10 protein-coding genes are annotated in these 12,654 nt (G+C 40.5%); 2 read left to right on the forward strand and 8 right to left on the reverse strand.

Annotation, left to right across the window (positions count from 1 at the left end; all coding sequences use genetic code 11):
- Positions 1–228 precede the first annotated feature (228 nt).
- Genes truA through DYI03_RS06820 form a run of 4 tightly spaced genes read right to left on the reverse strand, consistent with a single transcriptional unit; the run spans position 229 to position 4,302 of the window.
- Positions 229–996: a tRNA pseudouridine(38-40) synthase TruA gene (gene truA / locus DYI03_RS06805; protein ID WP_021669390.1), complete on the reverse strand. Its 768-nt coding sequence runs from the start codon at positions 994–996 to the stop codon at positions 229–231.
- Positions 997–1,020: 24 nt separating this feature from the next.
- Positions 1,021–2,574 carry a ComEC/Rec2 family competence protein gene (locus DYI03_RS06810; RefSeq protein WP_021669391.1) on the reverse strand — a complete coding sequence of 518 codons (1,554 nt, stop codon included), beginning with the start codon at positions 2,572–2,574 and terminating at the stop codon, positions 1,021–1,023.
- Positions 2,575–2,585: 11 nt separating this feature from the next.
- On the reverse strand, positions 2,586–3,092 hold the full coding sequence (locus DYI03_RS06815; RefSeq protein WP_021669392.1) for a hypothetical protein: 507 nt from the start codon (positions 3,090–3,092) through the stop codon (positions 2,586–2,588).
- The gene (locus DYI03_RS06820) at positions 3,079–4,302 is read right to left on the reverse strand and encodes an AAA family ATPase (RefSeq protein ID WP_021669393.1); all 1,224 of its coding nucleotides are present in this window, start codon (positions 4,300–4,302) and stop codon (positions 3,079–3,081) included. The genes DYI03_RS06815 and DYI03_RS06820 overlap by 14 nt, the downstream gene beginning before the upstream one ends.
- A gap of 653 nt (positions 4,303–4,955) precedes the next feature.
- Here DYI03_RS06820 and DYI03_RS06825 point away from each other — a divergent pair.
- Positions 4,956–5,687, forward strand: coding sequence for a transposase (locus DYI03_RS06825; protein WP_244916335.1), 732 nt, complete (start codon positions 4,956–4,958; stop codon positions 5,685–5,687).
- Complete coding sequence (locus DYI03_RS13665) at positions 5,677–5,976, forward strand: hypothetical protein (RefSeq protein ID WP_244916336.1); 300 nt, start codon at positions 5,677–5,679, stop codon at positions 5,974–5,976. Before DYI03_RS06825 ends, DYI03_RS13665 begins: the two co-directional genes overlap by 11 nt.
- Before the next feature lie 4 nt (positions 5,977–5,980).
- On the opposite strand, the gene DYI03_RS06830 is transcribed toward DYI03_RS13665, so the two are convergent.
- The 4 genes from DYI03_RS06830 to DYI03_RS06845 form a co-directional block, all read right to left on the reverse strand.
- A complete protein-coding gene (locus tag DYI03_RS06830; protein ID WP_115367914.1) occupies positions 5,981–7,510 on the reverse strand; it encodes an IS5 family transposase in 1,530 nt (509 codons plus the stop codon).
- A gap of 243 nt (positions 7,511–7,753) precedes the next feature.
- Complete coding sequence (locus DYI03_RS06835; RefSeq protein ID WP_021670241.1) at positions 7,754–9,154, reverse strand: glycoside hydrolase family 57 protein; 1,401 nt, start codon at positions 9,152–9,154, stop codon at positions 7,754–7,756.
- A 38-nt stretch (positions 9,155–9,192) separates the two neighbouring features.
- Complete coding sequence (locus tag DYI03_RS06840; RefSeq protein ID WP_036870585.1) at positions 9,193–10,464, reverse strand: glycosyltransferase family 4 protein; 1,272 nt, start codon at positions 10,462–10,464, stop codon at positions 9,193–9,195.
- Positions 10,465–10,480: 16 nt separating this feature from the next.
- A complete protein-coding gene (locus DYI03_RS06845; protein ID WP_021670242.1) occupies positions 10,481–12,424 on the reverse strand; it encodes a glycogen debranching enzyme N-terminal domain-containing protein in 1,944 nt (647 codons plus the stop codon).
- Positions 12,425–12,654 lie beyond the last annotated feature (230 nt).

Raw genomic sequence — 12,654 nt, forward strand, 5'->3', positions numbered from 1 at the left:
GTGGGATTTTTGTTTTTTATAATTCCTTATTTCCATTCACAATATAAATGCCACGAGGCAGTGTTTGCCAAACTTGCTGATATTTTTCAGTTTGACCTTGCCATATTTTCATACCGCTGAGGTTGTAAATAGTGGTAACATCGTTGTGGATTGATATTGGCGAAGCAATGTCAGTAACTAGGGTCTGCTAATTATGCAAGTTCCTAATTGGTACTTACACTTCACTTTTTACTTTGGATAAGTTACGTCCCAAAGGAACAAAGCATTGCCTGGCATGCTCTCTCCAGCATCGCTTCGCGTACCATTATCTACTATTTTGCGAAACTCATCAATCGTAATACGACCACGCCCCACCTCTACTAATGTCCCAACTACGGCACGAACCATGTTGCGAAGAAAACGATTAGCAGTAATAACGAAACACCATTCTTCCGCTTTTTCGGCTTCATGAATCGCTATCTCTGTATTACAGCGCTGCCAACCAGCCTCAGTCAAGTTACAAATTGTAGTTTTATTATCGCCACCAGCTTTGCAAAAACACTTAAAATCACGTTCACCTACCAAATATTTTGCTGCTTCGTTCATACGTTCAAAGTCTAATTCGTAGGGCATTTCGCAGGAATAAGCACGACTAAAAGGGTTGCGACCATGATGCATATAGTAATGGTAAGTGCGCGATGTAGCTGAAAAACGAGCATGAAGTTCATTCTCAACTGCCTCAACGCTTATTACCGAAACATCACGGGGCAACATTCGGTTCAATTTATAAGCCAATTGTTGTCCGTTAATAGGTGCTTCCCAATCGAAATGTGCCACCATTAAGCGTGCATGTACCCCCGCATCTGTTCTTCCAGCACCTGTTACGCTCATTTTTGTGCGCAAAAGCGTTGATAAAGCCTTTTCTAAGACTTCTTGAACTGATATTCCGTTGGGTTGAATTTGCCAACCATGATAGTTGGTTCCGTCGTATGAGAATTTTATAAAGTACCTTTGCATAAGTGGTTGCAAAGATAATGATTTTTATTTCAAATAGCTTCGATTGGCAAAAAAACTCCATATCCACCCGATACAAAATATAACGAAATAGAGTAAAGCCACTTGCAATTCATTAGGTTGTAAGTTTTCTATGCTTGCCCCCTGCCAATGAGCGATGGTATGCAAACTATTGTTCATAAATTGAATAGTTAAAAGCATAAAATTACCTATAAATGCTTGTATAACAGGGATAAAGGAGAACAAGAAAAGCAATACTGCAGCATAGAGAATGAGCGTTGCACAAGGGATAACAACGAAGTTGGAAAGCAAAAAATAGCAACTAAACCGACTAAAATAGTAGGCTACTAATGGTGCAGTTCCTATTTGTGCAGCCACCGAAACAGTTACCAATCCCCACACCCAACGCAAAATCCAAAACCTTTGTAAGCGTTTTCTCGGTACTATTCCATAAATCAATGGAGAGAAAAGGAGTATGAAAAGCACAGCTATAAACGACAATTGGAAACCTATATCCCACAAGTTCAGCGGATTAACCACCAACATAATGATTGCCGTCAATGCCAAAGTGTTGAGCGAAAACTTATCCCGATTGAGCAAACGAACAAAGAAATAAATGGTAAGCATGGTGGCCGAGCGCACTACGGAGGGAGAAAAATCGACCAACAAGGCATAAATCCAAATGAAAAGCATGGCAAACAACTCGCCCACCCGATAACGATGTAGCACATAAAGGTAAGGAATGCCTTTGCAAAGATTAAATGCAAAGATAAGAAAAACGTAAATAATGCCAAGATGCAAGCCCGAAAGTGCCAACACATGGCTGGCTCCAGAAATGGAATAATCGTCTTTTAAGTCTTTATTTATCAAACTTTTATCGCCCAACGTCATCGCTATTGCCACCGCAGCAGCCTCTCCACTGAGACCAACGTGGGTGTAAGTTTCCACACATTGTCGTTTGATGCGCTTCAATTCTATCATTGTTCTGTCTACATAACTCAGAAACGACAAGTCGATTGCTGCTTTTTGCCAATTTCGATAATAAATAAACGTATTAGCATAGTAGCCATGAGCGCGCAGCCAACGGACATAATCGAACTGTGAATCAGCAAAATTGATAGGTTTTTCCAATGCTGAATAAGCCGTAATACCGTCGCCTACGTGCAATCGTTTATAGCGTTCCGTAAGCGTGTCGCAAAGAATTGACGCTTTCACTTTGATGTTTCCGTTGTTGGTCTGCACTGCTAAATCGGTCATGATGACCTTTCCATGCTTCACTGGTTCAGACAATAACACCGCATCGTATAGTTTTTCGCCTTCGGGAATGGTTTGCAACATCTTTTTTTCAGCTTGCATCATGAGCAAACCTCCCACAGCAGCCACAGAAATCAATACTCCCCCACTCTGCAACCAACGATTTCGTTTACTAAGACCAACAATCCCCAATCCGAAAATAGCCACCACCAACCATGAAACGTCCGACATTATGCCCATCGTATAACGCCCAACCGCCATGCCACCGATAAGGGTAACAACGATTTTTACTAAGGGATTCATGTTCAAGACATTACTTTGCATCATGTAAAGTAGTATTACTTCAGTGTTATTTCATTGCTAATAATCAATCGAACATTATTTTTTCGTTTAAAATCATTCATGTATTGCTTATGGCTAACCGCAAATTTGGGTTGCTTTTTATTGCAAGCGTAGGCTACTTTGTGCTTAAATTGGGTTATATCTTGTGCGTTTTTAAAGGCATTAATCGTTGATAATAGTTGGTCTTCCACTGCATGTTTTATCCAATTTTCACGTTGATTTTTCAATTCTACAAATACAATGTAATCCTCATTATGCAGCATTGCATCACAGCGATAATCCATTTCGCCATTCGCCCTCCGTAATTCTATTTTGTTATCAACAGCAATAAAGGCTATGCTATTATCTGTTTTGTTGCTTACTGTAGCTATCCAATTTTCCTTTTCTTCAAGATTTATGCTGCAATAAGCTGGTGTTTTGGCTTGTTCATCAAAATCATCGCACAAACCAAAACATTTTTCTTCAATCTTTTCCTCGTCTTTGAAAAAGTTAATTGTTTCCATTTTCAATCTCTTCTTCTATCTCTAAAAGGCGGTCAAAATCGTCATTTGTAACTTGCAACATTTCATTTAAGAAATTTGCATCAGACGGAATACCCTCTGAACTTGCTAATTGCTCAACTCTACCATTAGATACTTGAAAAATGACAAGTTCTGAAGAACACAAATGAGCCTTTAATGGTACTATCTTTTCCACTTCTTTCAACCATTTATCCTTTTTTATTTGCTTTGCCAACTGTGCTGCTTTTACAAAAATAGTTAGATAATTTATAACGTAAGGGCTATGCGTTGTCATAACCAACTTATTGTTTTCCATCTTCTTAGCATCTTCTATCAGTCGAATCAATACGTTTCGTTGCGAGGTAGGATACAAATTTAACTCTGGCTCTTCGACAATATTCAAAAAACGAGAATACTTATATTTAGCCGAAAGTGACTTTAACGACGCTACCTTCACTTCTTCTGTCAGATTTTCGTTCCCCATTATTTTTTCTACCTCCCTCTTCAAAGTTTTCTTTTCTGTTTCTGTCAATTCAGAACTCTTTGAACGGTCGAACACCATATCTGATATATGCTTTGAAACCAGCAATAAAGGCAAAGTTGATTGAAAACCACTTGATGCTTCTGACAACTTTATTTCGTAATCATTGTTACGAATTTTAGGCATATCGTTGAGTGCATCATACTCAAAAAAAGTATTGTTGAAAGGCAATTCAAAACCTGTTTTCAATGCATTTTTTGCTTTATCATATTCCTCTAAAAACGTAAATAAAGCAGGGGGCAGCCCTTTTAAATAAGATGGGTGGTCAATGCTACCTAATATATTGCGTTCTGCAGGCACATACATTACCTTTGCAAGGTTGAAATCATCAGTGTTTTCTTTATTTTCTGTAATGTTAATTCCACCTTTTTCGTAAGTAAAGCAATAGTGTAAACCATGAAAAGTTATTTCGGTTTCGTCTTTAAACAGCGATGAAAGATTATTGTAAAGACAGTATTTATTCTTAAAACGTGCTGGTTTTTCAAGGTCTGAAATCTTAACTTGATGGCGTGTTATGGCTTTTTCCAACCATGTAAATAGTGAATAAAGTTTTACAATTGTACTCTTTCCCACTCCTTGCTCACCAACAAATATAGTTACTTTGTTGAAAATAACTTCTGCATTTTGAATCGGACCAAACGTCTTAATAATTAACTTTTCTTGATTTCCCATTTTCTTCCTTGCTGATTTATCAAATCTATAAATGAATTCAAAGTTTTTTACAGATTCATTTCACAAAGTTAGATATTTTTTTTGAACCATGAAAACTTATTATAAAGTTTTGCTATTCAAGGTTTTTAATTCCGTAAATAACAAATAACTTTTCAAACTTTGTCCTTTCATCAATTTTCCGTTACCCATGAAACATTTAGATAATAGGAAATATAGAACAATGGAAAATTATTGCGTTTTTTTAATCTATTGTTTTGGAGCTTAAAAGAGCCTATTTTGAACCACAAAACCTATTGTTTTGAAATACCAAACAATAGGTTTGAAAACACAATATATAACTTGTTGATTTTCAGAAAGATACAGATTGGTCAAAATTTCCATTTTTCTTAATGGCGTTTATAGTTGGTATATTTGCATATAATCTACTAATAATCAATAGATTATATGCTTTTCTTTCTTATTAGGGCGTGATTTATCACGTTCCGAAAATTAAATCACTCAAAATTTGCAATGAAGAACTTTATAACAATACTCTGTTAATAATCACATAATTGTTTGAAAATGAGCGAGTTGATTAACAAAACACAACTAAATAAATTTGGCTAAGTGTCTGATTTTCAGTACCCTTATAATTTATTCAAGACTTTAAAAGTATGATGATTTCAGAACCACTTAGCCAATATGAGGAGATCCTCAAGGATGCAATCCGTACATCAATGAAAGAAACTGGTGCAAAGTTAGCAAAAACTTTCCAGACTCTGCTCATCGAGATACTGACTTTATATATGATTCTACCCAGAAAGATAAACTTCACACAGATGGCTCGCTACGGCAAGCACGGCGAGCAGACCTATCGTCAGAATTTCAACCGCAAGAAGAAAGACTGCATCGATTGGCTTCTGTTGAACCTGTCTCTTGCAAGGCGTGTGTTGGATATGGGTGGCTTACTTGCCATTGCCATAGACCCATGCTATATCAGCAAGGCCGGGAAGAAGACTCCTCATATCGGACGGTTCTGGTCGGGATGTGCAGGGGCGGTGAAGCACGGACTTGAAATTATGGGCATCGGCTTGCTGGATGTTGCCAACAACAAGTGCATGATGCTGCGTGCCCATCAGACAATAGGGAACTCCGCGCTGAAGATGAGGAACAAGACACTCGTCGAATATTACATCAGTGTTATGAAGCGGTATTCAAAGAAACTGCTGAGTATCACTGATATAGTAGTGGCTGACGCATTCTTCTCCACATCCACGTTCGAGAAGGGCATGTCGGAACTTGGCTTCTATCTGGTCAGCCGCTTCCGTGACAACACTTGTCATCTGGCGAATGCCAGGTGGAAAGTGCAAGTTGTTCTTCTCGACAAAACTCTCAATGACGGGTGAGGAAGTATTGAAGACATACCGCACTCGTTTCCAGATAGAGTTCTGCTATCGCGACAGCAAGCAGTTTACGGGACTTATGGATTGTCAGGCAAGACACAAGAGCCAGCTGGACTTTGCGTTCAACGCATCGTTCGCCTCACTGAATGCCGCCAAGGTCTTCATGAAAGACAATGGCATGGACAATTCCATGGCAAAAGTTAAGTCGTTGATGTTCAATGCGAACTATACGAAATTAATTTTCGACATGTCCCGATGCCGACCGAACCGAACTTTAATTAGGGTCTGCTGAATTATTATCTCTTCACAGACAGAGGGTAGCAGACGTAGACCCTCATAGTGACGATAATGATGAAAAACCGCCAGATTTCGGTCAGGGCAAGACAAAGTTCCCTCAGGAACTTCATCACGTTTTTAACGAAGTAGCACATTCCTGTCCAGCATCGTGCTGTATCTGGAAGCTTGGCTCTTATGTCATTGGCTCGATAGATTCTCTTGCCAGTACCGAATGAGCATTCGATTTCATTGCGTTCCCCGATGGCTTTGGCCATTCTGGATTTCATCTCATCTGAAGGAGGATCCTTCGGTGGTCGCCCTAACGGTTTGCAGTATGAATGGATTTCAAAATCCTCAAGTATATCTCGGTTTGACCTGTTCAGGTAAATCTTATCCGCAAGGATGGTGGCCGGAAGGTAGCCGAAGCGTTCTTTGAAAAGTTGAATCTGTAGCAAGAGGTCCTGGCTCTCGTTGTAGGCATCCCAGCTGTGGTGGTCGATGAACGTATAGCCCTCAACTATGCTTGCACCTATCTTGGTCCCGAACTCAGTCCTTGCCTTAGCCTTTCCACGGACAATGGCACGGACGTGTGGCTGAAAGATGCTCAGTATGCGGTCTGCACAAGTATGACTCTTTGACCTGTACATCTCCTGCTGCTGATGGTACATCGTGAGGATTGCAGTCAAGGTGCGTTTCTCATATAGGAATAGGCTCTCGTAGTACGTCTTGTTCTTTGCAAGCAAGTCCATTAAGATGCGGGTGTCCTTGCGCAAGTAGTTGAGCATCACACCTATAGTATCACGCACCATCTTGCCTTTCTTCTTGGCTTTCTTGACAAGCTGAAGGTATGCCTGACGTGCATGCTTGTAGTTCGTGCGTGGCTTGTGCAGCTCAAACATCTCGCACACCTTTATAATATAGTCGGTAACCTTGCGGCAACCATCATGTATTATATCAACGTCAACAGGATAACGCATCTCTGCATCGGCACAGGTAGCATCAATCTTCAGCACTCCCTTGTGCTCGCGACCTTTTGAGTCGGTGAAGGAAGCGGCATTCGGATCCTCTGGTTTCGGAGTCGGCGGGTCCTCATCATTCTTCTTCGCCTCTTCTTCCTCACGCTTGCGTTTCTCTTCAAGAAGACGCCTCTGCTTGTCGAGAAGCTTGACTGTCATCTTGTTGAGTTCTTCCTCTGAGATTCGCTTGCGTATCGTGACGAATAGGCTCGGGTCGAATATAGGCTTGTCGGTGAACTCATGCAATCCACAAAAGTACTGCATGTAGGGACTCTCTCTGATAATCTCGATGGTCTCGGCATCACTTAGGTTTAGTTTGTGCTTGATAATCATTGCGCTGAGAATCATGCGTGCCGGCTTGTTCCCTGCACCTTTCTTCTGATTGTCCAACCTTGAGTTGTATTCCTTCTCAAGTTCTGTCCATGGAAGAAGGTCTCCGAGAGCCACCCATCGGTTTGTCTTGTCCAACTCATCAAGGGATGAGCGGAGCAAACCGAGGTCAAGTTGCTTGTATTTTGGAGCGTAAAACTTCATCTTGCTATGGATTTAACTATATAAAGGTACGATTTTTTTGTTAAACAAACGAAGAAATAAAGTTATATAAACTTAAATATCAGAGAGTTATAAATTATTCAGTAAACACTAATTAGTAAGATTGTCAAAGAACTCATTGGCTGGCAGCCTAAGGCTGCGTAGCCATATACTCAAATTTTAACGAACTATTGCTATAAAAATCACACCCTAACAGAAAATAATTAAGGCTCAGTTATAAATAATTTATTCTTCTTTTGCCGACTTTTTTACAGCTTTTGCCTTTGATTTAGTGGCTTTCCCACTCTTCTTGCAGTCGGAAAGTTGGACACGAAGTTTGTCGCATTCTTGGTCTAACTTCTCTACTTTGGCTTTCAACAAGACTATTTCCTTGTCGCGCAATTCGATTTTCTTTTCTTGATTATGAATTGTCGTGAGCAATCCGTCGAGTTCTTCATTGTCAATTTCAACAGGATAGAGCGCATCTACACGATTGATGAAATCGCCAAGAATATTCATATAGTTGGTAAAGGCATCGAATGGTGTACTATAAATGCCACGGTCTACCCCCACAGGCACAGGTTTCGTACTCATTGCACTAAAGTTGTCGCTCGCTTGAAGGTAGTCCCAGTCTTGATTAATGCGTGGGTCGTTCGAAATTCTTATTCTATCGGCTACTGAATATAGTTTATTGAACGCCTCACGTTGCATGGCATTTCCGAGCCAAGTGCTAATGTCGCGCTCCTCATCACGCCAACTGATTGGATAGGGCACAGACAATTCATCAACCGACTGCTCTGTATTGCATATTTCTATCGGCGTAGAGAACGTAACACCCTTACTTCTTGCACATTCAGGCAATGCTTTGAAAAACTCAAGAATATTGGAATGGAGCGGTTGTTCCATGCCTAAAGCGGTAAGATTCATAAATATTCCATACACTTTTTCGTCTTCTGGCTGGGTTGCAATACGCTCAATATAGTTTTCGGCAAATAACGGATACCCCTCCCATTCGGAGTTGTTGAAACGCAAAGAAATGTCATCGCTCAACGTAACATCACGCAAAATAAGTTTTAACTTTGGAGCAAGGGCGCAATGGTATAAATAGTGCGGACTCTTCCAACCCAAAATGTGCTTTGCACCTTCGGTTATCATTCCCTTAAAACCCATATCGGCTGCCATTAAACCAATATCATCGCTATAAATGAGCGAAGAGTTACGCAATACTTTTGGCGTATACCCAAAGTATTCTTTAATTTTCTTGCTCAATCGTTTCACCTCCCGTTTGAAACTTTCCTCATTGCCTAAAGCCGCAAGACCATGCGAATAAGGTTCGGCAAGAAACTCAACGCAACCCGTTTGGGCTAACGCTTGAATCTTCTCAATTACCTCTGGCGCATATTGTTCCAAACTTTCTATGCCCACACCCGATATGCAAAATGCCACTTTAAAGTAACCTCCGCTTCCGTTTATCATTTCTAAAAGTGTATCAAGTGCAGGAATATAGCTATGTTCTACGATTTCTCTGATGCTACGTTCGTTCTCGTAATCGTCATAATAGTAATGGTCTGTGCCAATATCGAAGAAACGATAACGGCGCAAATGTATGATTTGGTGAATTTCAAAATATAAACAGATTGTTTTCATTGTTCTTCTTTTTTTATTGTTGTGGCTGATTTCTTTTATCAATTATTCCAACCCAATGTGCGCATATAGAGTTCACGAATCCATGCGCCCACCTTTTCCCATGTTATGTTGTCTACCTCTTCTTTTCCTTTCTCTGAAAGATAAGTAAAAAGACTCTCGTTTTGGCATATAGAATACATCGCATCTGCCATGGCTTCTATGTCCCAATAGTCTACTTTAATGCAATTGTGTAGAATTTCAGCACAACCACTTTGATGAGAAATAATACTTGGCGTTCCGCATTGCATGGCTTCTAAGGGCGAAATGCCAAAAGGCTCGCTCACAGACGGCATAACGTACACGTCAGAGGCTTTCAAACATTCGTAAACTTGGTTGCCTCGCATAAAACCAGGGAAGTGGAAACGGTCGGCAATGCCTCGTTTGGCAGCAAGCGTAATCATTTCGTTCATCATATCGCCCGAACCAGCCATACAAAAGCGTACGTTTCGTGTTCTGTGTAATACCAAATTGGCTGCTTCAACAAAGTATTCTGGACCTTTTTGCATCGTAATGCGACCGAGGAAAGTAATGATTTTTTCCTTTCCCTTATGTGAAGGTCGTGGCAATTCGGCAACTTCTTTTCGCAACGGATAAACGGCATTATGCACCGTAAACACCTTGTCAGGGTTTTGATGATACTGCTTAATAACTGTCTGACGAGTAAGTTCCGACACACACATGATGCAGTCAGCATAGTCCATACCATTCTTTTCAATGCTGTAAACCGTAGGATTTACATTTCCACGAGAACGGTCAAAGTCGGTAGCATGCACATGAATGCACAATGGTTTACCCGATATTTGTTTGGCATGTATGCCTGCTGGGAAGGTAAGCCAGTCGTGAGCGTGAATAATATCATACTCCATTGTCCGTGCAACTACCCCTGCAATGATAGAATAATTGTTTATTTCTTCATTCAAATTACTTGGATAACCACCCGCAAATTCCATCGCTCCCACCTCATTGGTGTACATTTCGCTAAAATCTGCATAGATGTTGTTACGCAATTTGTAATACAAGTCAGTGTCCATCAGGTTGCCTAAAAGTTCCTTTAGGTGGTCGTGGCTCATCTCACGATACACAATTGGCACTTTGTTCATGGCAACAATATTGGCGTAAGTTCTATCTTCATCGCCAAAAGGGTGTGGCAAACAGAGCGTAGTTTCTATGTCGCCTTGCGCATAAAGTCCCTCTGAAATACCAAAATTAGCAGTAGCCAGTCCGCCAAAAACATGTGGTGGATACTCCCAACCAAACATTAATACTTTCATTCTGTTCCTCCTAATTTTAATATTTATACTTTTCAAGCAACGCTAAGGTACGCAATATTCCTGCTACATTCATTGCAAAAGATATTGCGCCACGTCCTTTGTAAGGCGGATTACCGTCGAAATATTCAGGAATAGTTCCCAAACAATGGGTTATCGTTTCGTCTTCATAGCCCACTAACTGACGTTCTATGAAACTCAAACGTGTGCGCTTATAAAGCTTCATACACGCTTCCAAATAGAAACCGCCCAACCATGGCCACGCTGTTCCTTGATGATAAATGCGTGTACGATAGTTATTGTCGCCAGCACATACAGGTGTAAAACCTTCACTCTTGGGCGAAAGCGAGCGCAAGCCCTTTGGTGTTAATAGTTCACGCGTGCAAATATCTACGATGTTTTTCTTTTGATTTTGCTCCAAAGGCGAATAATCTAAAGCGGCAGCCAATATCATATTGGGGCGAACACTCCAATCTACCATATTTCCGTCCACATAATCGTAAAGATAACCATACTGATTGACGAAGGTTTTAACAAACGATTCCTTACAATTCGTGGCTATTGTGTCTAATTGTTCTACGAGTTCAGCGGTTTCTCCATTGCGCAAAAGTTCGGCTGCAAACCTAATATCATTATACCATAGGGCATTGAACTCAACAATATACCCCGAACGTGGATTGACAGGGCGACCATCAAGCATAGCGTTCATCCATGTGATTGCTGTGTTTTTACCTTCTGCATAGACCAATCCATTGTCGTGAAGCAACAGATTGGGGTGCTTTCCGTCTATGATGTAAGTAAGCAAATCGTGCAAAAGTTTTCCATATTTTTCAATACATTGCTCTGTTCCAACTTCTTTAGCATATTGCTGAATAGCCCAAATACACCATAACATCACATCGGGTTTGTCCATTTCGGTTATAGCAACCGACAAATCTTTCCTCTCCATAAACTCTCTTAAACCTTGTTCGGCAGTTGCCATAACGAGTTCAAAGTAGTCTGATTCGCCTATGCTCAATGTTAGTCCAGGCAATGCTATGAATTGGTCGCGCGCTCTACATTTGAACCAAGGATAACCCGCAAGGATATATCGCCCACTTGTTTTCTTGCGGTTATGGAACTGGTGAGCAGCATTGACAAGACAATGGAAAAAATTATCGCGAGGCTGGCGTGCTTCAACTTCTTTATCGAACAATCGTTTCAGTCCCGAAGTCTTTATTTCTGATGTAGAAGCCGAAAAGACAATGCTTTCTCCTTTGCGTATTTTCATTTCAAAATAGCCTGGCACATAAAGGTCTTCCGTAGAATTATATCCACGCTCTTGTTCCTTTGGATATTCTAATCCTCTGTACCAATAGGGTTCATAATGAAATTCGTTGGCTTTCGAAAATTGCATAAACAATTGCGGATAGCCTTCATACAAACATGTAGCAATGCCGTTTTCCGCATTGTGGAAATCCTTATTGATGCCTGCATTCTCGTGTGTAAACTCTTTGACACTACGAAAAGCAAGGAACGGACGAAATTGCAAAATGGTTTGCGGTGCGCCTTCTACCAAAGTGTAACGGATAAGAATGCGGTCTTCGTAATGTTGGAACACAACTTCTTTCCGAAGGATTGCGTTTCCCACTCTGTACAAGGTGGTTGGCACTTTGTCGCAATCGAACTCGCGAATATATTTATGACCTTTCGGACTAAAGTCGCCTCCTTGATATTTGTGCAAACCTAAGTTGAAAGCTGCACCATGCTGAATTACAGTAGGGTCTAACGAACTCAACAGCACATGATTCTCGTCGTCTAATTCAGGAATAGGCACAACCAACAAGCCATGATAAGTTCTGGTGTTACAATCTACTATTGTTGAACAAGCATAAGCACCCGAGCGATTGGTTCGTAACAACTCACGCGGAAGAGAATCTTGCAAATTGGTCATCAAAACCTTTTCAAATTTAAGGTATCCCATATATCATCTTTTCATAATTAACATTCTTGGTTAGTAGTTTTTCGCCTTTGCGCAGTACGTTGCAATAGGTTTAACGCTTCTACCACTACACTCCAAAGTTACAAATAATATTTATAAACAAAACACTTGTAACATTTTTTTCACCAAAACACCCTATTATTTTACCATAACAAGGCGAATAAGACGCCAATATTCTCACAAAAGTACTCCCACAGAAGTACTGGAGTAAT

The sequence above is a fragment of the Prevotella disiens genome, from assembly GCF_900454955.1.
Classification (GTDB): Bacteria; Bacteroidota; Bacteroidia; order Bacteroidales; family Bacteroidaceae; genus Prevotella; species Prevotella disiens.